20 protein-coding genes are annotated in these 24,883 nt (G+C 46.2%); 3 read left to right on the top strand and 17 right to left on the bottom strand.

Translation table 11 applies throughout. The features are described 5' to 3' along the window. Nucleotides 1-267: 267 nt before the first annotated feature. Entirely contained in the window at nucleotides 268-882 is a 615-nt protein-coding gene (locus tag B5E64_RS17255) for a lactate utilization protein (protein WP_087169671.1), read from the bottom strand. A 330-nt stretch (nucleotides 883-1,212) separates the two neighbouring features. Here B5E64_RS17255 and B5E64_RS17250 point away from each other — a divergent pair, with 330 nt between their 5' ends. Next, nucleotides 1,213-2,304 carry an Rpn family recombination-promoting nuclease/putative transposase gene (locus tag B5E64_RS17250; RefSeq protein WP_087169670.1) on the top strand — a complete coding sequence of 364 codons (1,092 nt, stop codon included), beginning with the start codon at nucleotides 1,213-1,215 and terminating at the stop codon, nucleotides 2,302-2,304. Nucleotides 2,305-2,382: 78 nt separating this feature from the next. Here B5E64_RS17250 and B5E64_RS17245 read toward each other — a convergent pair whose 3' ends face one another. The 12 genes from B5E64_RS17245 to B5E64_RS17190 form a co-directional block, all read right to left on the bottom strand. Next, a complete protein-coding gene (locus B5E64_RS17245) occupies nucleotides 2,383-2,868 on the bottom strand; it encodes a signal peptidase I (RefSeq protein WP_242960292.1) in 486 nt (161 codons plus the stop codon). Nucleotides 2,869-2,931: 63 nt separating this feature from the next. After that, on the bottom strand, nucleotides 2,932-4,035 hold the full coding sequence (locus B5E64_RS17240; RefSeq protein WP_087169669.1) for a MucBP domain-containing protein: 1,104 nt from the start codon (nucleotides 4,033-4,035) through the stop codon (nucleotides 2,932-2,934). After that, entirely contained in the window at nucleotides 4,032-4,856 is an 825-nt protein-coding gene (locus tag B5E64_RS17235) for an LPXTG cell wall anchor domain-containing protein (RefSeq protein ID WP_087169668.1), read from the bottom strand. The genes B5E64_RS17240 and B5E64_RS17235 overlap by 4 nt, the downstream gene beginning before the upstream one ends. Before the next feature lie 15 nt (nucleotides 4,857-4,871). Continuing rightward, on the bottom strand, nucleotides 4,872-5,639 hold the full coding sequence (locus tag B5E64_RS17230; protein ID WP_087169667.1) for a hypothetical protein: 768 nt from the start codon (nucleotides 5,637-5,639) through the stop codon (nucleotides 4,872-4,874). Continuing rightward, nucleotides 5,639-6,175, bottom strand: a complete 537-nt coding sequence (locus B5E64_RS17225) for a hypothetical protein (RefSeq protein WP_087169666.1) — start codon at nucleotides 6,173-6,175, stop codon at nucleotides 5,639-5,641. Before B5E64_RS17225 ends, B5E64_RS17230 begins: the two co-directional genes overlap by 1 nt. Nucleotides 6,176-6,188: 13 nt before the next feature. Further along, nucleotides 6,189-7,199, bottom strand: coding sequence for a DUF5979 domain-containing protein (locus tag B5E64_RS17220; RefSeq protein ID WP_140398897.1), 1,011 nt, complete (start codon nucleotides 7,197-7,199; stop codon nucleotides 6,189-6,191). Between the two features lie 49 nt (nucleotides 7,200-7,248). Continuing rightward, entirely contained in the window at nucleotides 7,249-8,130 is an 882-nt protein-coding gene (locus B5E64_RS17215; protein ID WP_087169664.1) for a class C sortase, read from the bottom strand. A 3-nt stretch (nucleotides 8,131-8,133) separates the two neighbouring features. Further along, nucleotides 8,134-9,030 carry a class C sortase gene (locus B5E64_RS17210; protein ID WP_087169663.1) on the bottom strand — a complete coding sequence of 299 codons (897 nt, stop codon included), beginning with the start codon at nucleotides 9,028-9,030 and terminating at the stop codon, nucleotides 8,134-8,136. Between the two features lie 184 nt (nucleotides 9,031-9,214). After that, complete coding sequence (locus B5E64_RS17205) at nucleotides 9,215-10,744, bottom strand: isopeptide-forming domain-containing fimbrial protein (RefSeq protein WP_087169662.1); 1,530 nt, start codon at nucleotides 10,742-10,744, stop codon at nucleotides 9,215-9,217. Nucleotides 10,745-10,851: 107 nt separating this feature from the next. Beyond that, a complete protein-coding gene (locus B5E64_RS17200; protein ID WP_087169661.1) occupies nucleotides 10,852-14,904 on the bottom strand; it encodes a SpaA isopeptide-forming pilin-related protein in 4,053 nt (1,350 codons plus the stop codon). 100 nt (nucleotides 14,905-15,004) lie between these two features. Next, on the bottom strand, nucleotides 15,005-15,382 hold the full coding sequence (locus B5E64_RS17195; protein WP_087169660.1) for a hypothetical protein: 378 nt from the start codon (nucleotides 15,380-15,382) through the stop codon (nucleotides 15,005-15,007). Between the two features lie 370 nt (nucleotides 15,383-15,752). After that, the gene (locus B5E64_RS17190; RefSeq protein WP_087169659.1) at nucleotides 15,753-16,610 is read right to left on the bottom strand and encodes a tyrosine-type recombinase/integrase; all 858 of its coding nucleotides are present in this window, start codon (nucleotides 16,608-16,610) and stop codon (nucleotides 15,753-15,755) included. Nucleotides 16,611-17,003: 393 nt separating this feature from the next. Here B5E64_RS17190 and B5E64_RS17185 point away from each other — a divergent pair, with 393 nt between their 5' ends. Next, nucleotides 17,004-17,294: a hypothetical protein gene (locus B5E64_RS17185; protein WP_087169658.1), complete on the top strand. Its 291-nt coding sequence runs from the start codon at nucleotides 17,004-17,006 to the stop codon at nucleotides 17,292-17,294. Nucleotides 17,295-17,385: 91 nt separating this feature from the next. Here the strand turns inward: B5E64_RS17185 and B5E64_RS17180 are convergent, their stop codons facing one another. Together B5E64_RS17180 and B5E64_RS17175 are read right to left on the bottom strand one after the other, a co-directional pair. After that, nucleotides 17,386-20,058: a hypothetical protein gene (locus B5E64_RS17180; protein WP_162610225.1), complete on the bottom strand. Its 2,673-nt coding sequence runs from the start codon at nucleotides 20,056-20,058 to the stop codon at nucleotides 17,386-17,388. A gap of 27 nt (nucleotides 20,059-20,085) precedes the next feature. After that, on the bottom strand, nucleotides 20,086-22,194 hold the full coding sequence (locus B5E64_RS17175) for an MMPL family transporter (RefSeq protein ID WP_087169656.1): 2,109 nt from the start codon (nucleotides 22,192-22,194) through the stop codon (nucleotides 20,086-20,088). A gap of 168 nt (nucleotides 22,195-22,362) precedes the next feature. Between B5E64_RS17175 and B5E64_RS17170 the strand changes: the two genes are divergently transcribed. Next, complete coding sequence (locus tag B5E64_RS17170) at nucleotides 22,363-22,971, top strand: TetR/AcrR family transcriptional regulator (protein WP_087169655.1); 609 nt, start codon at nucleotides 22,363-22,365, stop codon at nucleotides 22,969-22,971. A gap of 247 nt (nucleotides 22,972-23,218) precedes the next feature. Here B5E64_RS17170 and B5E64_RS17165 read toward each other — a convergent pair whose 3' ends face one another. Then, nucleotides 23,219-23,998, bottom strand: coding sequence for a hypothetical protein (locus B5E64_RS17165; protein ID WP_087169654.1), 780 nt, complete (start codon nucleotides 23,996-23,998; stop codon nucleotides 23,219-23,221). A gap of 168 nt (nucleotides 23,999-24,166) precedes the next feature. Then, nucleotides 24,167-24,529, bottom strand: coding sequence for a hypothetical protein (locus tag B5E64_RS17160; RefSeq protein WP_087169653.1), 363 nt, complete (start codon nucleotides 24,527-24,529; stop codon nucleotides 24,167-24,169). Between the last annotated feature and the right edge of the window lie 354 nt (nucleotides 24,530-24,883).

Here is a 24,883-nt window from a genome sequence, read left to right as displayed (position 1 = left end):
CTCCATGGAATGTCTCCAAACGAGTACTATAAATATATTAAAACCAACGAGTTACCATCAGCATTTAAGCTGTTATAAAATCCAGACAAAAAATTTTTCGGATGTCCTTGACAAGGGGCTCACTTTAACCGCTGTATCACCAACAAACTTGCTCACAACCGTATTCGGCACGAATGAACTACGGCTCTGAACTCAAGCATCTTATTTTCAACCGTAGCAAGGTGAAAATCGCAAGGCTGACTCTAACAATACGCCTGTTCCCGGACATTAATAGCCCAGTTCCTCATGAATCAGCAGGATTTCAAACTCGCTTCCTATCGGTTTTCCCCACAAAACAGACAGCCCCCGGCAGATCCGGTCCGGACTGCTGCAGTCATAACAGCGGTCCATGTTTACTGCACAAGGAGTATTGGCTCCGACTCTTCTTGCATTGCGCGGAGCCGCCACATTCCGTGCCCGGTACAGCGCGCTGTCATAGTCTTTCTCCAGCTTGTTTTCCCCGATCACCAGATACACCTTCTCATGACCGTAGAAAATGGACGCCACCCGGTTGCATCGTCCGTCAATGTTGATCATCTCGCCTGTCTCGGCAAGTCCGTTCACCGAAGAGAGGTAGATTTCCGCAGCATTTTCTTTTGCACGCACTTCCGCATCAGTCATGCCCTGCGGCATCCGCAGATGCCAGTACACTGTATTGTGTTTTTCCAGCATCGGATAAATTCCTATCTGATCCATTGTCACGGATCCCCCGATGCCAACTGTCCGGCCGTCAATCTGCTCATCCAGATACCGGGCTGCCTCCTGCGCCGTGTCAAAGCACCGTACCTGATATCCTCTCTCCTTCAAATTCTTTTCTACCTTGTCAAAGCTTTTGTTTCCCAAGTGTCTTCCCTCCTTCTGCTTTTGCTCCTGCTCTCATTATATCAGAATTCACCCCTTTTTTTCTCTTGTTATTTTCTCACTGAGGGTATATACTGGCCTTACATCAAATCGGGACAGCATTCTTTTGTCCCTTCGGGAATCTTTTCCCGCTGATGCATGATTCCGGCCATTCGGCCACAAATTTCAATATTTTATTTTTACAGATGGGGAACAGAGAAATCAACGGGAAAGAACTGAGCATTTATTGTATTTCACATCATTCACTGGTACAATAAAAGTAATTTCAGTGTCTGACTGTTTGTCTTTGCTCCCTTTCGGAAAGGAGTCCTTATGACGAAGACGAACAGTCACAAACCAAAAACCAGTACACAAAACAAAAAAGTCAAAGACAGCGGTGCCAGGCTGATCTTCGGTGATCCCATCCTCTGCGCCCAGTTTCTTCGCGGATATACGGATATCGAACTTCTAAAAGATGTCCAGCCGGAAGATATTGAGGACGTCACAGATCGCTTCATCTCCGTATGGCAGGAAGAACGGGATTCCGATACGGTCAAGAAGATCCATCTGAAAAATCAGCAAGACATAGACACTCTTTATCTGATCACGCTGATCGAGCATCAGACCAAGGTGGACTATGACATGTCTTTCCGGATCCTCCGCTATATCGTCCTGATCCTGACAGATTATGCCGCAGAGGCCGAGAAAAAACAGGCCGGATGCACAGCTTTAAAGGGCTTCCGGTATCCTCCTGTTCTTCCAATTGTCTTCTATGATGGAGACCGGAACTGGACAGCTGCAAAAAACTTTCAGGAACGCACCGCACTTTCCGATCTTCTGGGAGAGTATATTCCAAACTTTCAGTATCTGGTTGTGCCGCTCTCCCGCTATTCCAATCAGGAGTTGATTGAAAAAGAAGATGAACTGTCTTTGATCATGTTAATTGACAAACTGCGAAGCTCCGCCGAATTTCACGAACTCGCAGAAATTCCGGATGACTATTTGGAGAAGATCAGCCGTGACTCCCCTGAGTCTCTTTTAAAACTGATCGCCAAGATCATTGCGGCATTCCTGCATCGACTGAACATTCCGAAAGAAGAAATCGGCGACTTCACTGATCAAATCGAACGGAGGGATTTTACCATGTTGTTTGAGCATTTTGAAGCGTATGACGTGCAGGCGGAGAGAGCAAAAGCCAGAGCCAAAGGAGAAGCGGAGGGGCAAGCAAGAGGTAAAGCAAGGGGTAAAGCCGATTCCATACTGCTGCTTTTATCCGATCTTGGGGCGGTTCCGGAGGCACTTCGTGAACGGATCATGGACGAAACAGATATGGAATGTCTGGATCAATGGATCCGGGGCGCTGCCAGAGCTTCCTCTGTAGAGGAATTCACAGAGAAATATCTGCCTGATTTAAAAAAAGCATAACCAAAAGCAGGATGTACCTTTCATGTCGCCATGAACGTTGTACATCCTGTTTTTCTTTACGGAAACTTCCGTCCTCTTTTACGATTCTGTTTTCCTGAACATAATGCCTGCCGCCACATGCAGAAGAACCGCCGCTGCAATCATTCCTGCCGCTGCCAGTTTCCCGGTTGTCTCGGAGAGCAGTCCTGCAATCCATCCCAGATACGGAATGGAATACACGACCTGTCCTCTCAGCTGGTCATAGGACACCGGATTCGGATCTTCCTTTTCATTGGCGTCCCCTTTTGTCACAAACTCTCCCATCAGAGTCCGGTTTTCTACTACCCGGTGGGTGATCAGCGCGCCGCCTCCTCCATCGTAGGCGATTACATCTTCTGCCTGTATCTGCTCAGCTTTGGCTTTTCTTACATACACCAGGCTGCCGGTCGGAATCTCCGGCGCCATGCTGCCGCTGATGACCTCATAAACCTGAAGCCCGAAGGCCCGGGGCACTGCCGCCGGGGCTGCGGCCACAACTACCAGAATCAGCAAAACCGTACCCAGTGCACTGCAAAATGCAGCCACTGGGTGAGTTTTTCTTTTCTCTTTGTTTTTCAATCCTGTCCGTCCTTTCGCTGTCTGATCCGGTTATCTGCGGAACTTCCGTATCAGCGCAAGGATCACACAGAGTGCCGCAAGACCTGCCACACCGATTCCGATGCCGGCTGCCAGCGGAAGTCCGTCTTTTCCGGTCTCCTCCACTACGTCAGAGCCGTCCCCTGTCGGAGTCTCGTCTTCATCCAGATCTACAACACCCTGCGGGGTCTCGTCCGGATTGATGGTTTCTCCCTGGCCGTCTGCATTTTCTCCAGCTTCCTGGGTTCCTCCCTGTGCCTGCGCATCTGTTCCGGCTGTGCCTGCACCTCCGGCTGCTGTTCCGGTGCCGCCCGTCGTTCCGGCTGTACCGACCGTCCCCGTACCACCGGCAGTTCCGGCTCCTCCTGCTGTCGTTCCCGCTCCTGCACCTGCAGCTCCTGCCACACCGGCTGCCTGAGCCGGAACCTGAATCGTCTGTACCGTATTCGTACCCGGAATTACAGTCGTGATCGTCACGATGTCACCCGGTTCCGTAATGACTTCCGGAGATGCATCCTGATATACAAAGGTAAATACATTCTCCGATGCATCTGCGGACAGCGTCCTGGTCAGTGCCAGGGCCTCTGGAAGATAGTTTTCGATATAGAGATAGGCTACCACCGGCTTATCTCCTACATTTCCATAATATGTCTGAGACGGTGCCAAAGTATTGCCGTCTTCATCTTCGTAATTGACCGTATAAGCCACCTGGTCTCCCCGGATTCCGTATGCTACCACGTAGTCAGCATCCTCGGTTACCCGGAATGCAGACGGTGCCAGACTTGCCGTGTCATTGTCCCGCGCACTCGGACGTACGCCTTGTACATAATACCGGCTGTCATCTCCAGGCCGGACTGCTCCCTGCTGGATATCAAAGGAAACAGTATCGCCGGTCTGCAGGCCGCTGACCGTGATCCGGTCTCCGGTATTCTGGATGGAAACATTTCCCTGTCCTGCTACGGTCAGGCCTGATGCGCTTGCAAAGGTTCCCTGATTTCCCGCGTAAAAAGTCACGGTATAAGTATAATTATCCGCCGCGGATACCGGAAGGGCTGTCATCCCCAGAAGGGCTGCCGCCGCAATCAGGGACTGCATCACTTTTTTGATCTTTCTCATGACTGAAGCCCTCCTTCCCCGCTCCGGCGGTGTTTCTTGAAGTAAAGGACCGCAAATACCAGAAGAACGATTCCGCTGAACAGCATCAACGCGCTCAGAATAAGCAGCGGTGCGGTATCGCCGGTCTTCGGCGTCTGGTGCTGTGTCTCATATACTGTCGTCACGGTATTCTCGCCCCGCTCGGTTCGCTCAACGATCTGGTCCTCGCCTTTCTGAGTAATGGTCTCCGGCGCTGCCGTCTCTGCCGCGAAATTCATCTGCAGGGCTGCCAGTGTGTTCTGATAGCCGTTTCCCTGCGTCTCGCCGTCCAGAGTAACACTTAAGTTCACTTCTCCGTCCGCTCCCGGAGCCAGCTGGTCCAGATACAGGAAGTCTTCCAGAGCGTCCGTTGCCTGATGAAGTCCTTCTCCGGACTGAGATGCTCCTTCTCCTCCTACGGTGTTGCTGTCATAAAGGATGGTCTCCTCCCCTGCGTCATCTGTATAGACAAGCCGGTAGGTGTAGGCACCTCCCTCGGCTTCGCTTCCTTCTTCCAGGCTCTGCAGAATTTCATTGGAAAGATACCAGTCCATCGCCTCTTCACCGGAATTTTTAATCGCCACCTGCAGGTCCATGGTATCTCCCGGCAGGATTCCGTAAATCTCCTCTGCCATCTCGTCGGAGCTGAAATTACTCTGCATTTCCTCCCCGTCAAACTCCACCAGCCAGTTCCGGCTTCCTGTCAGCTCTTCCGCATGGACCGGTCCCATACACCAGGCCGGAACCACAAGGGCCGCGCTGCAGGCCGATGCCAGGATCAGGCTGCACATTTTCTTTCTCATAATGTTGTACCCCCTCTATTCCAGACTGATGCCGGTCCCGTCTTCGGAAGCCGTCACATCCACGCCCCATGCACTCTTGATGGCGTCTTCCGCATTGTGGGTCTGGACTGCGTCCGCCTCTGCTTCAATCCGGAACTGATAGCCGTCATAATCATAGGACGTCTCAATCGTCTTGTATCCGTTTTCATCCTCCGTCACCGTCTCGGTTACCTTGGTCAGAACCGCAGGATCAATCCGCAGGGTGTCGGACAGGTCCGGTGTACTCTCGCCCGGCGCCAGTGCTCTTGTATAATACAGCACCGTCCGCTCTGCAGTAGAGGCTGATTCATCGATCACCCAGCCGCTTCCTTCCGTCAGGTTCAGATCAATGAGATCCGGTGACAAGGTTGTATCTTTCTCTCCTTCCGGACCCGCCCAGCTCTTTTTGAGCACGACCCGGACAAAAGAATCAATAGACCCGCTGTTGCTGACGGATAACGTCTCGTCATACGCCTTTCCCGGCTGAATGGTTTCCCCTTCTTCCAGAAGACCTTCCAGCAAGGTCCCTTTCGTCTCGCTCCACCGGCTGTCCTCGGTGTAATCCCGGCTGCTGATGGCATTTCCGTTTTCCTTTAACGTCACGCCGATTCGTGATACCTGAATCCGGGCACCGTAGTTTTCACTGTAATAAGTCAGGGCTGCCCGGGTGCTTCCAACCGTACTTCCGATTAAAAGCAGGGCAGACGCGCCGATCAGTGCTGCCGGCACAATCGGGAACGTGTGCTTGTTGTTTTTCTTTTTCATTATTCAGCCACCTCCCCGTCAGCCTCGGTATAGGATGATTCTGTGGAATCCGCTACCGCATTCCAGTCAGCATACGGATTACCATTCTCATCATACAGAACCGGCGTACATTCCTGAACCACAATCACGTTAAAATCCTGAGCCAGTCCGGTGCTGTCGATCCTGATCTGCATCTCATCGGAGGACGCGCCCGGTGCTACAACGTCACTGTAGTAATAATAATCATCTGCTCCCGGCGTCCATTTTCCGCTTTCATCGGAAAAGCTAAGCCTTCCTTCCAGCTGGCTTCCCGCAAAGACTTTCACCCGCACATAGCAGGAATAGTCTCCGGTATTCTGCACACGGATGTGCTTCGTCCAGTCTGATACTTCCTCACCCGGAATGGTGGTGGTCATGCCAAGACTTAATGTCTGGCTTCCCTCCGCTTCCGCATAGGTGGTGAAATATGCCATGGCGCTGCCTGCTGTGGCTCCTGCTGCAAGAATACAGGCCGCGGCAGCCAGACCTATGGTCTTTTTACTCCATCCTTTTCTCATCTCGTCTCCCCCTTTATTCCTCTGCCGCCGTGTTGTCACGCAGCTGGTTCCATTCCCAGGTGCCGGAGCCGCTCTGTCCGGCCTCCCGTGCGCCTTCCGCTTCCGTGTAATCAAAGTGGTTTACTACGCCGGAGCCGCCGTTCAGTCCATGGTCATATGTATTGGTAAAGGAAACCTGTACCGGAGAACCGGCTGTTCCGTCCGCCAGGATTTCCACGGTCTGTGATGCTGCGCCGGTGTTCTCATAGCTGGATCCGCTGTAGACCTCGGTTACCGTTACTTCGGAGCCTGCCGGAATGTCTTCCACCAGGATCTGTCTGGTGCCTGCCCGGTCAAATGCCACGGAAACCACATCGCTGTACACCACTTCGTCCTCTTTTACCGCTTCCACGGAAAAGACAAAGGTCGCTCCGCCGACTGTTGCATTGTAGGATGTCAGCGTTTTCTCAATCTCCAGATCTCCCAGCCGCTCTTCCTGATCCGGTTTTAATCCGGTAGTTACATCATATACCCAGTCATCCGATCCGCCGGATCCATAGTAATTGTTTGGCAGGGACAACAGAAACGGGCTGAACGTATAAGTGTATTCCGGCGACTGTACTTCTTCTGCCTCCACCAGATACATGCCCGTTGGCAGGCCGTCCTCTGTCCCGGTTCCTCCGGTTACGTTAAGCTCTGCATCTGCTTCCGGGGTCTGCTCCTTGACAAGATCGGATGCTGCTTTCGCTTTTTCTTCCCATTCCTGAGCGGTCGTGTCACTGTCCACCTCAGAAAGCTTCAGGCTTTCATAGCCCGGCAGCATCGTATAATTTCCACTTTCGCTGACTTCCGCCACCCTGTACAGCTTCACCGGAATGGATAAGCTTTTCAGTTCTTCACTGCTTCCATCCAGTTCCACCGTCACTGAACATTCCCGGCCGGTCTCAACTGCCGTCGCCGCCGTAACGTGGGAAACCAGCCCTGTCTGCCATGCCAGCGCCAGAGCCAGCATGACTGCTCCTCCCTGTCTGATTCGTTTTCTCATCTTCAATCGTTACCCTCCTCTGATCTCTTCTTGCTTCGTTCTGATCCGGCTACTCCTGCTTCTTTTCCTTTCCCTGCCGTTTCGGTTTCATCAAAAACCGCAAAAGCAGGATGACAAGGAAAGTCACCGCAAGACCCAGAATCAGATACAACATATAGTAATCCTGTATGGACTGCAGCATGGATTCTGCTGCCGTAGGTTCCACATCTTCCTCCCCGTTGTACGGCACTCTCACGCCCCGGACTAACAGCCGGTGGGAATTGACGCCGTATGGAGTACAGGTAAATAAGGTTACATAGTCTTTTCCTTCTTCTGTCTGGAGGGCTGCCTCCAGTGTTTCATGGTCGTCTTTGTCTACCATATCCAGGATCTGGTCCACCTGATATGCCAGAACTTCATCCAGCACATGGATGTAAAATTTATCTCCCTCCTGTAACTGATCCACGTCAGTAAAGAGCCTTGCACTTGGCAGTCCCCGGTGGGCCGCCAGCACACTGTGGGTACTCTCTCCTCCAATTGGAAGGGCCGTCCCGTCCAGATGGCCGATGCCCGTCTGCAGGACCTCGTCGGAGGTACCGTGATAAATTGACAGTTTCACATCGATTTTCGGGATGGAGAGATATCCCATCACTCCGTCTTCCGCGATATTCAACACCTGCCAGTAAGCAGTATTTTCCGCTTCCTTTCCGTCTTCCCCGAACACATCTCCGTAGATATTATTCTGAGGAATCGTGGCGTTGAAGCTTCGGGCTGCCTCCCATTCTCTTGTAAAATCTTCCGGCTCCATCTCTTCCACCGTATCTTCATAGGAAGAAATAAGACGGTTCTGCCGGTAGGTATTCCACTGGTCCGCCACCGTAGGGTAGACCAGAATGCCAAAGCCAATGAGGAACATCAGGCCGAACAGGATGCCGGGAATCTTTTTCTTCATCCTCTAGTCCCTCCCCTGATGTCTTTTCCTGCTGCTTTTCTTTCCCTGTCTCTTCCGTTCCCGGTAGGAAAGGTATCCGATAAAGGCAGCCGTTACAGCAAGCCCCGCAGCTACCCAGAGCAGGTAATTGGTATGAAGACTGGTTCCGAACAGGGCGTTTGCCTGTTCATCTTCTACCTCTTCCGGCACATACGGCACACGGTGTCCCCGCACCAGAAGGCGGTCACTGTTGACCCCGTACGGGGTACAGGTGAGCAGTGTCACCAGATCTTCTCCTTCTTCTACCGCAAGGCTTTCAGTTTCCTTCGGCTCCACCACCAGGATCTGATCCACCTCATAGCAGAGTGTGTCATCCAGCACATGGATCAGAAAATGATCTCCTTCCTCCAGCTGGTCCAGATCGGTGAACAGGGATGCACTCGGCAGTCCCCTGTGGGCCGAGATTACGGCGTGGGTACTCTCCCCGCCGACCGGAAGGGAACTTCCCTCCAGATGGCCCGCGGCTTTTTCCAGTACTTCCTCCGATGTGGTGTGGTAGATCGGAAGATTCACATCGATCTTCGGGATCTCCACCATTCCCATCATGCCGTCCCCTGTAATATTCAGACAGGACATGTATTCCTCGTCCGGTTCATCGGACGCTTCTGCTACCGCAAAAGAATCCGGAAGGATGGATGGAAGCAGGGCCTCATTGTAAGCCTGCGCTTTCGCCCACTCAGCATCGTAGTCAATCTCTCCGGCCTCCTCTTTCCGGGCGACCGTGTCCTCATAACTGCTGATGAGCCTCTGCTGCCGGTAATTGTTCCACTGGTTTGCCACAAAAGGATACAGCAGCAAGGACAGACCAGCTAAAAATAACAGAATCATTGCAATCGTCAAAATCAGTCGTTTTCGTTTCATCCGGGCTCTCCTTGTTGTTGTAGTTTGTTATCATTTGAGTTCTTCTTTATATAAAAGAAAAGTTGTATCCGGCAGGGCTGCCGGGGCGGGATGAAATTCCCCGCTCCCGGGCTTCTGCCGTATGTAGTGAAGTTTTAGATGTTTGATTTCCCTGCTACTAGCAGTCAGGAATCAAAACTGAAATTTAGTTCTCACCGTGTTTTCTGCGGCTTGCGAAGTACAGGCCGGCAGCTGCGATCATGATGACACATCCGCCGATGGTGAAGATTGTTGTACCGATGCCACCTGTTCCTGGAAGCTCAGCGAGTTTGGTGTCAGTCATAGAAACAAATTCAACATATGTTTTTGATATTCCTCTCTCACGGAAATTCTTATCTGAATCTTCATCTAAAACTGCCGTTACCGGAGTACTATTAATCGAATATCCCTTAGGGGCTGTTTTTTCGATAAATTGATATTCCCCTGCATCAATACCAGTTATGATTAATTCGCCCTTCTCTATGCTTAAAGCTCCACCTGGCTGATTTTGATCACCTGTAAATATTTCTGTGACTGCATTCGGATCATCAGGCGCGTATTGATATATTCCCTTAATGATTTCTTTAAATTTTAATGGTTCTGAATAATTACCATTATTCAACTTTTTCCGTACTTCAAATCCAGCACCTGCAAGTTTTTCTGTTTCCTCTTCGTTATATTTTGTTAAGATAATATTTCCTGTATGAAGCCGAACTTGTTCACTATCAGTTTCCTCGTCCCCTACATGAGCTATAGCATTATTCCATATATCATTCGTACCGTATTCACCAGTAACCTTAACTGTGTATGTTATCGTAACTTTTTTACCTGCATTACTATTACTCTTATCTATCAATTTGGATAAATCAATCGTAAAGCCCTTTGTAAAGAAGTCCTCTCCTTGCGGATCTCTCAATTCAAATTCGCTGGCACCACCTATTGGCTCCGTCTCACCTTCCAACTCTATCTTAGCAATACTTTTCTCTCCTGTTAAATAATATTGAGCATTAAACAAATCATCCGTAACCATAAACTTGAAATTTGTTTCATCAGGTTTTGCATATGGTACATATGTTTCCAAAGTATATGTTAATATTTGACCAATTGCATAGTAGCCGTCGTTATCATCAACATCCTTTTTAATAGTAATTGGTGACTTTTTAGCCTCTAAAACTGCATCTATCAGAGATGGATATCCATTAATAACCGTTCCCTCGTCATCTTTAATTTCGCCAAATCCTACATAAGCAGCCATTTTGTTATATGTATAGTCTTTTTCTACTGCATTAATTACATATACACCTGCTTCATATACTGCGCTTCCATTAGTAAAAGTTTTAAATTCATCACTTACCAAATTTAATGCCTGATTAATCTGTGCAGCGCTTGCAGGAGTAAGCTCTCTCGGTAACTCTATCTCGCTATTTTTTGCACCAATCAGCATCCATATTGCATCTTGATCATTTTCCACGTCAAAAGCTGTCTTATAAGCCGTAGCAGCATTTCCTACAAAAGCCCATCCAGTCTCAGTTTTTGGATCTGCTTTAATAACCTGTACCATACTTAATGTTGCATTATCAGCATTCTCTACCGTAATTGTAGCCGAATTTTTTTGAGCCGCAAACGCTGTCAGTGACAATCCCATTACCATAGCCAATGTTAATAACAAGGCCATTACTTTTCTTAATTTCCTCATACTTCTCTCCTTTTCTTTGATTCTTTTTGTTGTTTTTCAGCTTCCGCCTTGAAAATTCTGCCGTTCTTTTCTGCTGCGGCGGATATGCTGAATGGTTATTTATACTCCTACTTTTTCAGCACCTCCCCCTTTTTAAGGTTATATAAAATCAACGTCCCTGCCATTAATAACAGTGCTCCGCTGATCGTATACCAGAAGATACCTGGGCCACCGGATGATGGAAGGGAATAAACGGCTTCATTTGCTATTGTAAATGTCTGTACTCCGCCTATCTCTTTTCCATCAAGCTTGTCACCATCCTGTTCTGTGATTGTTACTCCTCCCGATGCTACCTCAACTGTCCAAGTGATACTTGATACTGTATATCCGCTTGGTGCCTGAATTTCACTTAACTGGTAGTTTCCTATTGGGATTGCTTCTTCTAGTTTATTTGCTTCCGTGCAATCTTTATCGGTATACCAAACTACGATTCCATCCTCTCCTGTTTTCCCATAGTATGTGGCGCTGTTTGGTCCATCTTTCTCCAACTTAAAGATTGCGTCTTTCAATGGTGTTTTGTTATCTGATGCGCTTACTTTCAGAATTTGCCATGGTTCCAGCTTTTCATTCGTAACAGTAAAACTTCCATCTGAATTTTCTGTCACGGTAACCTGAAAGTCTGTCTTATCCACAGGTTTATCTCCTATTGAAATTTCCTTCACAGTATATCGGATTTTTTCACCGGTATTTTCATTCCAATATGGAACGTTTTCAAACACTCCTTTCCAGTCAGGATTGCCAGTAAGGGTGACTGTCCTTACCTGCGTATCACCATTATATAATCCAATTTCTACACTTTGTTTTTCAGTATTTTCAACTAAGCCAACCCATTTTTTTTCTACTGGAATATCAGTCTTGGTAACTTTATTATTTGTAATCGTAATAGTTTTTGTTTCATTGTAGGTTCCTGCCCAGAAAATCGATTTTGCACTACTTATATTTGACTTCAACGTTACTTTACCAGTATCTGTATCGTAACCAATTGATATACCTTCTCCTTCTATAATGCAGTTTCCTGTCACAAAGTCTGAGTTATTAAGTGCAGAACCTATTCCTTTCTGTACAATGTCATTTTTCTTAAGAGCCTCTATAATGTTTTTCCGGTCATCCTCATCAGAAATATATTTATCGGTCCATATAGTCGCTCCATTACCTTTTTTAACGATAATAATTCCGTTACCGCCTAATTCAAATTCCTTAATACTTTCAAGACTATATTTATTAAAACCTGAATTAATTATATATGAAGAGGTTGTATCATTTGTTGCACTAAACCCTGCTACCGGCGCTTCCTCTACCGTATATTCAATGCTTCCAGGCAAGTCGCTCCATGTATGAGCCCAATCCGGGTCATCCAATGTAACTGGATTCTCTATTGCTATATCTACAGGAACAGTCTGATTATTGCTTTTTAATGTGACGGTTACAGGAACCTTCTGATCAGGCTTAACCTCTTCTCCCCACTCTTTTTTTACTGTAACAGCCGTTGTTCCTCCGCCTGTAGTCTGTTTCTGATTTGTAATTGTTGTGACTAAATTATTCTTTCCATCCTTAATTTCACCTTTAACGATAATATCCGTACCTTTTTCTGTCTCTGTCACAATTACCTTATAGGTATCGCTGTCAGCGATATATCCAAATGGAGCAGCAATCTCCTTCAGGTAATAGGTAGTACCTTGCTGTAGATTACTGATATCAAATGTCACGTTTCCATTAGCATCTGACCGGGCTTCCTGGATTGGATTTTCGTTTTCGATATCCGCTTCAGATTTATACAATCCAAATAACGCCCCCTCAAGCGCATCTCCATTTTCATCTTCCTTATCAAAGGTTAATGTTCCTTCTCTGTTTACTACCAGAAGGTTAAACTTGATCTCGCAGTTGGACTCATTTCCACCTCGTTCCAGATAGTACATGGTAAGGGTATGTGTACCTTCTTTCAGTGAATTCAAAAAGCCTGTATTCGGTTTATTGGAATTGCATCCATCAGCCGGAGTAGGCTGTCCTTTATCATCCCCATTTTTTGTAATGTTCTCGTAAGTAACTGCACTATCCTTGAAATTAATCGTACCGCCTCTTCGTGCATGGATTCCTCCAAGATCCAGTGCAAGCTGACCATCTATGAAAATCCATACATCATCATCTCCGGAAAAACTAAATTCCATTGGAGTGCTGCCATCAATGGTGCCATCCTCAGTCAAATAGAATTCCACATCCATCCTCATACCGAAACCATAGTCCGTCATATTATCGCTTTCATCTGTAAATGGGAAGAAACCATCCCTTTGAAAGGTATTACTGTCAGATAATGTCCCAGGCCCGGTTGAGTCATATCGTTTTAGAGTATTGGTAGCAGCATCGTAGTGCACATGTTGGGAGTTACTGTTATAGCTGTATTCTTTTTTGGTCTCATCATATGAAAATTCAAAACCAACATCGGAATATTTCTCGCCTACCGAATCGCTAAAGGAATTATCAAAAAATTTAGCATCTTTAGTAAATTGAATACTTCTGTTTCCGATCGGAGTATTGGCCTCCCCAGACATATTGTTTTCCGCCAATCCATAAAAAATACCCGTATCTCCGCACGATTCATTGTGGGCATTACTTCCGCTACCAGTTATATCGTATCCATCTGCTTTATAATTTCCCCAGGCACTTCTGATTAACAGGCTCCCACTGTCTAAATCAACACTGTTATTGTAAGCTTCTGTATCATAGTTATATAGCGTAACAGGAATAGTTTTTGTATTGAACAGTTTTTTGGGATTACACGGTTTGTTTGGATTCGTTTTAGTGAGATAAATTCGTAATTCATTCACTTCATTCCTATCTTCAGATTGATACAAATCCGTTGTAGTACTTCCGCCAAACGTACTCACCTCATTATTAATCGGTTTATATTCACATGCTTTCTGTAAATAGTAACCATTTCCCGGTTTTACTGTTGTTTGGAGATTGACATCATTATAGTCATCTTCTTCCATGTCAAGAACATACGTTTCATCGTCTGTCATTCCACCATTCACATAAATTTGAATATTCAAATATCTCTTATCATTTTGATATCTATTGCCACTATATTCAGAGAAAGAAATCTCTTGCTTTCCGCCTTCCTTTTCTTTATCCCAGAATTCAATAGTCGCATATGGATTTTCAATACTATTTGTATATTCTTGTATTTTCCCTCCTGCCGTCACTGCATAAATAGAAAATTCATCCGCTTTAAACTCTACCTGCTTAAGCTGTTCACCTGTAAGATCGACATCACTCTGGACAGTCTCCGTACTGAAATCGTCCTTAACATGGATCACACTCACTGTACTGTCTTCTTTCGATGCCCCTCCCAGTTCCATATCATGGAAGTCCAGAGAAACCTGAACTTCTCCTTCCGGCTCAATTTCATTACCTTCTGCATCGCGGAATGTAATATCATAAGCCACAAAATCTAGAACATCTTTGTTACTCTTTGCAATTTCACTATTTAGACTTTTTTCTACCTGATCATACTCTTTTGCAGTTCCATCTATTCTTTTAGCTGTAACAGTTGTTCCTTCTGGGAAAACTCCTTCTTCTGCACTAACATATACTGTTGCGCTTTTATCCTCCGCCTCAATGGAAGCTGAAAATGCAGGAGAAACACTTGCCTCTTCCTTCATTTCCTGAGTTTCCTCTGCTGGCGTTGTTGTTTCAGTCTCTTCCGGCTGTGTCTCTACTGTCTCATTCTGTGTTTCTGTCCCGGATATTTCCGTAGACGTAGTCTGATCCTGCGTATTCTGTGCAGTCTGATCTGTCTCTGTCTGTGTTGTCTCTCCACCGGAAGCTTCCTCTGTTGGCTGAACGGCTGTCGTTTCTTCCTGCTGTGTCTGCGCTGCTTCTTCGGTCTGCTTCGTTTCCGTCTGGGTTTTAGTCTCCGTTTGGGTTTGTGTTTCCGTTTCCACAGTCTGCGCATCTGTCGAAGTGCTTTCCGTCTCCTGTGCCGTCGTCTGGGCTGCTGTTGTCTCTTCCACTGCAGGTACTGTTCCTGCATCTGCTTCCGCAAGCGTGGACATTCCCGTGCTCAGCATCAAAACCATGCAAAGCACGCTTGCTATGACTCTCTTCCTTCTTTTACTTTTCATGGTCTCCTCCTTTAGCTTCCGCTTTCTTTTCTATTGCCTGATCCATCAGTTTCAATTTCCTTCCCCCTTCTTTTCTTTCTTAATCGAAACAAATCTCCCCTCAGTCAAGCAAAATACTGCAGGCACGCATTTGTTCCACCATATTCTGTAATTCCTGCCATTTTTTCCTGTCCCCGGAGTCCAGGCACTCATGATCCCCGATCCAGAGCCAGGGATAATGCCGGACAATTTCCATCAGCAGTTCCCCCGCCGTGGCGCCCATCCGGTTCGTCTGGATTTCGCACCGTGTACCGTAAATCGTGCCGAGGAAAAAACGTCCTTCCGTATCAGACGTAACCTCTTCCACGGGAAGCCGGGTCCGGATTGTGCCGTCCTTCCCGCTCTGCTCAATACAGGCCAGCAGGATCCGGTCTTCATCCAGGCTGTCGGACTTTCCTTCCTCCGTTACAAACAGAATTCCATGGTTTATAAATTTCATCCTCTGGGGTGAGATTATGATGTCTCCCCGTTTCAGGCTACTGCATCTATTTTCCATATCTTTCCTCTGCCTCATTCCATAGAACGCAAACAACCACATAATATCAATTATGTGGTACATGGCTTTTCCTTCATTAAAAAGTGAAGTCCTGTTTTTCGGTGTCCCGTCGATTTTTCAAATGATATGTAAAAGGCGGGTGTTATTTTGATGCATAAAATTGTGAAATCTTCCGTCACTGCATTGACGCAGTCTATTTTTTGCTATAAAATAGGGTAGAAAACTAAAAACTGGTGACTAGATGAGATAGGCCGACTTTGTATTACCACATAATTGATATTATGTGGTGTTTTTTATTTTCCCCTTTTCCCTCTTAAATCTGCAAGACGGTCATGCGATCGAGCTGTCTTTGATAGAGTTCTCCTGTATTGGAGGTATAGATTCTTGTCACGTTCAGGCTGCTGTGTCCGAGGACATCCGCAAGTCCTGTAAGGTCTTTGGTTGTCTGATAGTAGACTCTTGCAAACAGGTGGCGGAGATTGTGCGGAAAGATTTTCTCGCCGCTGACTCCCGCCTTTTCTTTCAACGCTTTCATCTCGCTCCAGAGATTGCTCCTGTCTTTTGGCTTTCCGTTTTTCGTCACAAAAATACAGCCTGACCGGATTTTCCGCGCTGCCGCATATATCAGCAGTTTTTTACGGATGCTTCCCGTCAGGAAGATTCTCCGGTATTTTCCTTTGTTGTGTACCTCGATTCTGCCCTTTTTCACCTGTTCCACCGTAAAATATTTCAGTTCGCTGACCCGGATTCCGGTAACAGCGATGGTTTCGATGCACAGGGCAAGCTGTGCCTTTCCCTCCGCCCTCGCTGTCTGCACCAGGCGTTTGTATTCTTTCCGGGTCAACTCTTTCTCCTCCTGCAAAAACAGGTTCTTCTGTGTTTTTACGCGCCGGATTTTAAGCTCGCAGTATCCGCAGAATATCAAAAACTGATTCAGAGCCGCTAGCATGGAATTCACGCTGTTTACCGCATAATGCTCGAGAAGCCATTCTTTATAAGAAAGAAGACGCGGCTTGTCCACTTCCTGATCTCCTCCAAGAAACGAAAAAAAGCACTTCAGATCCGTGATATATTTCCGGATTGTCGCCTCTGCATTTTCTCTTTCATACAGATACATCTCAAACTCCCTGATTTCCGTCCCCTGTATTTTCAATGTCACTTTTTCCTTCATACTGATTCCTCCTTGAACCTACTGTTCCCCATCTTTTACCCTTCTATTAAATAAAGATGGTTTGAACTTGAAAAAAGGTTCACCTTTTCGTTGATTCTGCCTTATTTTTCTGTCATAACTATCGGAATATGCTATGAATAGACGTTTTCTTCTTGCTTTTCCCCTCTTCCGGGTATATACTGTTCCTTATCAAATCGGGACAGTCATTCTTTTTGTCCTTTGGTTTCCGGCCGTTCGGCCACATTTTTCAATGATTCATTTTTACAGACGGGAACAGAGAAAACAGATATAGAAAGGACTTGCTGTTTATTGTATTTCACTTTATTCACTGGTACAATAAAATTAATTTCAATGTCTGTCTGTTTGTCTTTGTTCCCTTCGGAAAGGAGATTTATGACCAGCAGACAAACAGATCAGATTGAACGGAGGGATTTTAAAATGTTTTTTGATCACTTTGAATACTATGACGTGCAGGCAACCAGACGGGAAAGTAAAGCAGAGGGGAAAGCGGAAGATGTACTCTCTATTTTAGAAGATCTTGGCCGTGTGCCTGACAATTTACGCACACGAATTCTGGAAGAACAGGATCTGGATCTTCTTACGACCTGGGTCAAGGGAGCTGCCAGAGCGTCCTCTGTGGAAGAATTTATCACAGCATATCTGCCGGAGTTGAAGGAATCATAAGAATCGCTCGCAAGTCTGGATGCGTAAACAAAAGGGACTATCTATTTCCCGATAGCCCCTTTTGACATTTCATGAATTTTCCCCTTCTCTGTTATCTGGCCGGTACTGCTTCTGTCTCAATGACAAATTTCACAGTTCCTTCCATCTCTTCCGGTTTTCCGGCAAAAGTATCGTATCTGCACTCTTCGCCTGTGAGCGCCTTGAACCGGTCAGCAATATCCTTAAACTCTGTATCCGTCACTTCCTGAAGTTTGGAAATTCCTTCTTCTTCAAACTGTTTCATTCCATCTGCCAACGTCTTGGCACCGGTGCTCAGTGTATCAATGCCGCTTTGTACCTGACCGCTTGCTGTTTTCAAAGATGCACCTCCGGATACCAGTTTCTGCGTTCCGCTTTTCAGCGTGGCAGCGCCTTCCTTTAGCGCCTGACTGTTTTGAGAAAGTGCAGCAGAACCGGAGGAAAGCCGGCTTCCTAAAGTGTCCAGTCCGTTGGAAAGCTGTGTTGTACCGCCCAGTAAGGTCTGTGCGCCTTTCCGTACCGACGGACTGCTGTCTTTGAGTTTTCCTGCTCCGCTTTTCAATGCTTCATTATATTGTCCAAGACTCTCAAATCCTTGCTGAAGATTCTGAATTCCTGCTGCTCCATTCTGCAAGGCGTCCGATGCTTCTCCCAGTTCAGAAAGGCCTCCCGACAGAGTCCCTGCTGCCTGGTACAGTCCCTGCATTCCGCGGTTAAGAATTTCAACCTGCCGTGAAATTTCCTGCATAGATGTTTGCGGAAGTGCGTCCTTCTTCTCTTCCATTTCTTTTAGTCCGTCCTGCAGTCCTGTCATCCGGGAAGAAAGCCTGCCGGATGATGTCACAACTGTCCGGATCTCTGATTCCAGCGATGATGCATTCCGGGACAGTTCTTCCGTATCAATTCCGGAAAAGTCCGGCATTTCTACTGTATCCAATCCGGAAAGATTTTGCAGGTTTTGTGCGGATGTGCGGGCATTCTCCAGGCTTTGCACGGCTGTCTCTATCTGAGCGGCAGCCTCCTCCTGCCCTGCCGCGCGAAGTGCCTGTATCTGCTGATTAAGCCCGGCCTGAGCCGCGGCAATCTGTTCCTCTCCTTCAGCCGCCGCCTTTTTTGCCATCTGTATTTTCCGGTTATTCTCTTCTACCGTCCGGTTGATCTTTGCGACCTGTTCACTGCATCCTTTCTCCAGCAAACCAGCTTTTTCGTTTACCTCATTCAGCAGACCGGCCAGTGTTTGAAGAGATGCCGTAATCTCCGACGCAGGTCCGGCAATCTCCTTTTCAATATCTTTGCCAAGTTCGCCGGCGGCTGAAGTCAGTTCCTGCCCGGTCTTCGTCATTTCATCAACCTGTTCCAGCAGTTTCTGGACGGTCTCTGACTTCAGCGCCTGACTGAGTGTTTCCGTTCCGTCCGCAAGCTCACCGGCGGCCGCAAGAAGGTCTTCCTCTGCGCTTCCTGTTCCGTCCGCGCTCTCACTTAGTATCCGGACGGCCTCCTGTATTCTGGTCAGGCCTTCGGAAAGTGCAGACAGTTGCTTTGCTCCTTCAGCCAGCTTTTCTTCTCCGGCCACATAGGTATTGACTCCATCTGCCAGAGTGTCCGCTCCTTCTGTATACTCTTCGATTCCGGCAAGCAGAGTATTGACTCCGTTCTTATACTCTGTAATAGTAGCGGACAGTTCCCCGTTCTCGCCAAAATACGTCTGAATTCCCGCATTTAATGTGTCCGTACCTGAGGTATATTCTGCGATTCCGGCAGCAAGGGAAGCCGCGCCCGCATCCAGAGCATCGATTCCGCTTTGCATCGTATCGATCCCCTGATCAAATTCTGCATATCTACTTCCCAGCGTGTCAGCTCCTTTGGACAGCTCTTTTGAGCCCTGCACCAGTTCCAGTGCCGCATCTTCCATTTTCGCAAGAGAATCCGACAGTTCATCTAAACTGTCAAAACTATCAGGATCAATTTCGTCCAGTACGTCTGTCAGTCCGACCGTATAAGTCGACGGCATTGAAAAATCTTCCACATCCGCAGAAATTGTCAGCGTATCCGGAATCGTAAGTATTTCTGCCGCCGCCTCTCCTTCTTTCATACCAAGACTTTCTTTCAGCCCCGGCATAGCCACGCCCAGAATGATATTTTTATCCCCGTCATTGATAACTTTCCCGTTGTCAATTCTGACATCGGAACATGTTTTATTTGGAAGGATCAGTCCTGTCACAAGAACAATCGGGCTGAATACTGTTTCTTCCCCGCCCTTTACGCTTACCGTACGCTTTGCGTGATTTTCATATGTAATCCGGATTTCCAGATGGCCGTTTTTCCCATCCAGTTCTTCCGGCGAAATCTCTTTTCCATCCAGGATATACACTGTTTTCATGGAGACCGGAAGTTCCTGTTCTGTTGTCCCCTGATAAAAGATGTCCTCTCCTTTTGCCTGCCATGTAAGCCGGTTTCCATTTTGTGAAACGTTCTCGTCCCCTTTGATGTTTTTGATCCCGTCCAGAATACTTTCGTCAGCGACTGTTCCGGTACTCTGAATCCCTTTCAACTGTTCGGAAACGGTTACCGATTTCTGCTTTCCCGCAGCATCTGCATTAACATAAACCGTTTCCTCCTTACAGACCGCATTATTTCCTGCATTTTCGCTTCCTGCAGCGCACACCGGCACCGCAGACAACACCACCGACATCCCGGCCGCCAGAGACGCAGCCATTTTCTGTTTCCATTTTCTGTTTCTGCTCATCATTCATTTCCTTTCCTTCATTTAAAATCAGGCTGTTTTTTTCTTTCCCGAAAAACCTGCCGCATTCTTCTTTTGTCCAAGAAATCCGATGGACGTTTTGCATACTACACCGTCAAAAATCATAAACATAGCCGGAAGAATGAGAATTACTACACACATGCTGATCAATGCACCTCTTGCCAGCAACGTACAGATCGAGCTGATCATATCAATATTGGAATATGCCGCCACACCGAATGTAGCCGCAAAAAAGCTCAGACCGCTGCTTACGATCGACGGCATGCTCATTCGGTGCGCGATGGAAACCGCCTCTTTTTTATTTTTTCCTCTTCTTCTCTCTTTCTGATATCTGCTTGTCATCAAAATAGCATAATCCACAGTTGCTCCAAGCTGGATTGTACCGATTACAATGCTTGCGACAAACGGAAGGCTCTCTCCCTGAAAATAAGGAACCGCCATATTGACCATAATGGCAGATTCAATCACCGCAACAAGAATGACCGGGAGGGAAATCGATTTAAAGGTCAGCATGATAATGAGAAAAATTGCAGCTATAGACACCAGATTGACCATTTTCAAATCGATATCGGTCACGTCCTGCAAATCCTTCATCAGAGGAGCTTCCCCGATAACCATGGCATCGCTGTCGTAGGCTTTTACGATCCTGTCAATTTGAGCAATCTGCCGGTTTACCGCTTCTGTCGCCGCCCCGTATTCTGAACAGACAAATGCCAGCTCATAGTTCTCGCTTTGCAGCATCTCTTTGACTTCTGACGGAATCATAGATTCCGGAACTGCCGGACCGATCAGGGAATTCATACTGATACTCCACTTCACGCCGTCCACCTCATCAATCTTTTCCATCATCTCCTGTTTTTTCAGGCTGTCCATATGTTTGTCCATCAATACCATGTGTACATTTGCCATATCGAAATCCTTCTCCAGTTTTTCATTCGCAATGTTGCTTGGCAAAGACTCCGGCAGGGACTGAGCGATGTTGTAATAAATTTCCGTACGGCTGTTTCCATACGCCGCCGGAATAATCAGAATAAGAAATACCCCGATCCACACTTTGTAATGTTTTGTGATAAATCCGGAAATCCGGTCCATATTTGTCAGCAGCTGCCGGTGGCTTGTCTTTTCAATTGCTCTATCAAATACAAGTACCAGCGACGGGAGAATGGTTACGCAGCACAATACGCCCATCAAAACGCCTTTTCCCATGACAATTCCAAGATCTCTTCCCAGCGCAAAGGTCATGAAGCACAATGCCGCAAATCCCGCAATTGTTGTAACGGAACTTGCGATGACCGACTGGAACGTGTTTGCAATCGCATGCCCCATGGCCCGTTCTTTCTCACCCGGAAAACGTTTTTTATTTTCTTCATAGCTGTGGAGCAGAAAAATAGAATAGTCCATTGTCACCCCAAGCTGCAGTATCGCCGTCAGCGACTGAGTGATATAGGAAATCTCGCCCAGAAAAATATTTGTTCCCATATTGTAGAGAATCGCAAGCCCTATACTCAGCAGAAACAATACCGGAACAAGATACGATCCCGATGTCAGTTCCAGAATGAAAAGGCAGAGCAGCACTGCAATGACAACATAGACCGGCATCTCCTTCAGACAAAGATTTTTGATATCCGTTACAACACCGGTCATTCCGCTGATAAAACACTGCTTATCCGCGGTCTTCCTCATCTGCGTCACTGCATCCATTGCCTCATCCGAGGATGTCGTATTGTCAAAAAGCGCCAGCAGCATTGTAGCATCTCCCCGGAAAAATGCCTCCTCCAAATCATCCGGCAGCATTTCCACCGGAACTGTAATATCCGTTATATCATCGTACCAGAGTACATCTTTCACATGCGGAATCTCTTCAAATGTCTCTTTTAGCTTCTGCACGTCTTTCAGTTCCATATCCTCCGCCACAACCATGGAAAATGCCCCCATGCCGTATTCATCAACCAGAAGATCCTGTCCTTTCACAGTTTCCAGATGCTCCGGAAGATAACTGAGCAAATCATAATTAACCCGTGTTTTTGCCATCCCGATCACCGATGGAACAACAAGGAGAATCCCCAGAATTAAAATCAGTACCTTGTGCCTGGCAATCCATTTGCCGATTTTCACCACCTGTACCAACTCCTTTCACTTGTAAACGTTATTCCTTAAGTATAATCAAAAATGACTATTAGTCAATAATTTTGGGTGTAAAAAATGAATTTTAGTCATTTTATTGACTTTTCACGACAAATCTATCATAATGTGTCTAATAGCAAATTGTAAAAAGGAGACATCTGCATGGGAAAGGTAGAAGAAAATAAAAAGCAGAAAAAGGATCTGCTTCTCAAAACAGCCTTCCGTCTGTTTACAGAGAAAGGATTCTCGAAAACAACCATATCTGATATTGTTCAGGAGGCGGGACTTGCAAAAGGGACTTTTTATCTGTATTTTCAGGATAAATATGATCTAAGAAATGAACTGATCGTCTTTAAAGCCGGCCAGCTGTTTGATGATGCACACCGTGCGCTGGAAACATCTCATGCCTCCGGATTTGAGGAGGAACTGCTGTTTATTACAGATTATATCATTGACTGTTTCCGCAGCCAGCACGCATTAATGGAATTTGTTGCCAAAAATCTCTCCTGGGGAATTTTTCAGAATACCGTTTCTGATACAGGATTTTTAACCTCCCAGAAATTTTATGAGCATTTTTTGGAATCAATGCTGAAATACGGAGTTCACTGCGATACCCCGGAACTGATGCTTTTTACTATTATCGAACTTATCGGTTCCACCAGCTATAACTGCATCCTCTACAGTCAGCCGGTTCCGATTGAGGAATATCTTCCTTATCTTCACAGTATTCTCAGGCAGATTATCCGGATATATACGGATGAAAAAATCTGATAGCTTATTCAACAATACCGGAAAATCTGCTTGATCACCCTGTTTTTCCCGGGTAAAACGACCATTTGCGTTAAAATCTTAATAGACCATTAAGAAAATTTCGTTTTCTTTTATGATCTGCACATATTTTAGACACATTTTCTGGTTATACTAAGAATCAGATAGTTGATAAACAAATCACTATCTCCCCCCTCATAAAGTAAGGCACTTCAAGGTGCCGCACTTTACTCTCATTCCTTTAGATAACTTATAAACAGCGAAACCCGCCAACCTTTAAGGTTAGCGGGTTTTCGCTGTTTATATCTTCACTGGAAGTCAGTCGCAGCACATCTATAAATTCTTCTGCTGTATAAAGTTTGTTTTCTTCTAATTGTGTCATGACGTTGTTGGCCGAAATCGGAATCATATATTCTGCGTCTGCTGTCTCGATATAAATTGCATATGTATTATATTGATACAGAACAACTGTTTTTGCATCTTTGATTTCTTTCTGCCCTCTCAGTTCTTCCTGACCGTTTACAAGTGCGTTTAACTCTTCCATATCTGTCAGGACTTCCTGTTTTTCTTCCATTTCTCCATAGGCGAATAATTCAAAACCTCCCTGCTCCTGATAAAACAAGGTCAGGCCGACCAGTTCATTCTGGCTGTTGCTGAGCGGTACCTGTAATACATATTCTTCGGATATATTATCCTTAAACGTACCATTCTGGTCAAATTCACGAATAACGTGTTCACTTTTTAATGTGTAAACTTCATACGCTTTTTTCGGTTCAAACGCCAGGCCCTCATAGAGTTCCACGGAATTTCCTTCTCCGGTATGTGATGTTGTAAGATTTCTCTGTATTTCAGCAATCATTGTTTCTGATTCAGGCGAGCGAAAAAAGGACTTCATCGCTTTTGCTTCCTTTTTCAGTCCCGGTGCAATTTGACTTTCAATCGGACTTTTTACTCCTGTCACAACTGTTCCTGCCAATACTGCCAGAAAGATTCCTGCTGCACACCCGGAAAGTACGGTTTTCTTTAACATAAAAACAGCCCCTCTCGTAAAAGAAACCCCCCGAAGTTGCCGCTTCGAGGGTCGTATCTGTTGCTAAAACTTGAACAACTTTTATTTCTGCTCTTTTATCCATTGTACCATACGCACTGTGTAAGTACAATGTTCGTCCGTCGCCTTTTCCATTTCCAACCGTAGCTTTTATACTACAATGGCATGTACAATATGTACCACAATCAGAAGGCAGAGCAATACTGAAAGTACTCTGTGGATTTTGATCCAGTTTCTGTTCTTCATCCTGCCTTTGAACGCCGAGAAAATCAGAAGGATCAGCAGGCAGAGCCATGCCGGCTTTCCGCTCATCATCGCCGGGTTGTTTTCGGAGAGAATTCCGTGGACAAGTGATGTCACAAGAAGGAGAATCCCATAGATCGTGTGGGGCTTTAAAACCGCCTGGAGCATCTGTTTTCCCCTTACCGCACCGCTTTTCCGAAAGGGTGCCATAATACAGAGGATCAGCAGTATCAATGAAATAACAGTCATAAACAGATTTAATATTGTCATAGTACCTCCTGCAAGTCTTTTCTTGGTTAGCAATAACTAACCAAGAGTTTACAATATATCTACAGGATTGTAAAGTACTTTTCTTCGTCTGTTCTGGCCATTCTATTGCCCCCTCTGTAAGCATTCCTCTACGGTTACAAATCAAGTTTTTCGCTTCCAAACCGTATTTTGCTGAAGCTGATACGGTTAAAAACAAATTTATTGCTCCCGCATCCGTATTTTTTACCTAAAATGAGCCCTATAAAGAGGACACGGGTAAAATCCTTTTTGTACGTATTTTGAGATTTAATCCTATATTGTGGACACAGATTTGACTGCTGTTATTATGTTGATAGCTTTGAAAACCCAACTGTG

The sequence above is a fragment of the Drancourtella sp. An12 genome (genome assembly GCF_002160935.1).
GTDB classification, from domain to species: Bacteria; Bacillota; Clostridia; order Lachnospirales; family Lachnospiraceae; genus Sellimonas; species Sellimonas catena.
The sequence above is the reverse complement of the archived record's forward strand: the minus strand, read 5'-3'. Positions and strand labels throughout refer to the sequence as shown.

What these genes read in the sequence shown, in the direction of transcription:
- B5E64_RS17250 (WP_087169670.1), top strand. Translation starts at nt 1,213, where the DNA reads ATGACGAAGACGAACAGTCACAAACCAAAAACCAGTACACAAAACAAA.
- B5E64_RS17240 (WP_087169669.1), bottom strand. Translation starts at nt 4,035, where the DNA reads ATGAGAAAGATCAAAAAAGTGATGCAGTCCCTGATTGCGGCGGCAGCC.
- B5E64_RS17235 (WP_087169668.1), bottom strand. Translation starts at nt 4,856, where the DNA reads ATGAGAAAGAAAATGTGCAGCCTGATCCTGGCATCGGCCTGCAGCGCG.
- B5E64_RS17230 (WP_087169667.1), bottom strand. Translation starts at nt 5,639, where the DNA reads ATGAAAAAGAAAAACAACAAGCACACGTTCCCGATTGTGCCGGCAGCA.
- B5E64_RS17225 (WP_087169666.1), bottom strand. Translation starts at nt 6,175, where the DNA reads ATGAGAAAAGGATGGAGTAAAAAGACCATAGGTCTGGCTGCCGCGGCC.
- B5E64_RS17220 (WP_140398897.1), bottom strand. Translation starts at nt 7,199, where the DNA reads ATGAGAAAACGAATCAGACAGGGAGGAGCAGTCATGCTGGCTCTGGCG.
- B5E64_RS17215 (WP_087169664.1), bottom strand. Translation starts at nt 8,130, where the DNA reads ATGAAGAAAAAGATTCCCGGCATCCTGTTCGGCCTGATGTTCCTCATT.
- B5E64_RS17210 (WP_087169663.1), bottom strand. Translation starts at nt 9,030, where the DNA reads ATGAAACGAAAACGACTGATTTTGACGATTGCAATGATTCTGTTATTT.
- B5E64_RS17205 (WP_087169662.1), bottom strand. Translation starts at nt 10,744, where the DNA reads ATGAGGAAATTAAGAAAAGTAATGGCCTTGTTATTAACATTGGCTATG.
- B5E64_RS17200 (WP_087169661.1), bottom strand. Translation starts at nt 14,904, where the DNA reads ATGAAAAGTAAAAGAAGGAAGAGAGTCATAGCAAGCGTGCTTTGCATG.
- B5E64_RS17195 (WP_087169660.1), bottom strand. Translation starts at nt 15,382, where the DNA reads ATGAAATTTATAAACCATGGAATTCTGTTTGTAACGGAGGAAGGAAAG.
- B5E64_RS17190 (WP_087169659.1), bottom strand. Translation starts at nt 16,610, where the DNA reads ATGAAGGAAAAAGTGACATTGAAAATACAGGGGACGGAAATCAGGGAG.
- B5E64_RS17185 (WP_087169658.1), top strand. Translation starts at nt 17,004, where the DNA reads ATGACCAGCAGACAAACAGATCAGATTGAACGGAGGGATTTTAAAATG.
- B5E64_RS17180 (WP_162610225.1), bottom strand. Translation starts at nt 20,058, where the DNA reads ATGAGCAGAAACAGAAAATGGAAACAGAAAATGGCTGCGTCTCTGGCG.
- B5E64_RS17170 (WP_087169655.1), top strand. Translation starts at nt 22,363, where the DNA reads ATGGGAAAGGTAGAAGAAAATAAAAAGCAGAAAAAGGATCTGCTTCTC.
- B5E64_RS17165 (WP_087169654.1), bottom strand. Translation starts at nt 23,998, where the DNA reads ATGTTAAAGAAAACCGTACTTTCCGGGTGTGCAGCAGGAATCTTTCTG.
- B5E64_RS17160 (WP_087169653.1), bottom strand. Translation starts at nt 24,529, where the DNA reads ATGACAATATTAAATCTGTTTATGACTGTTATTTCATTGATACTGCTG.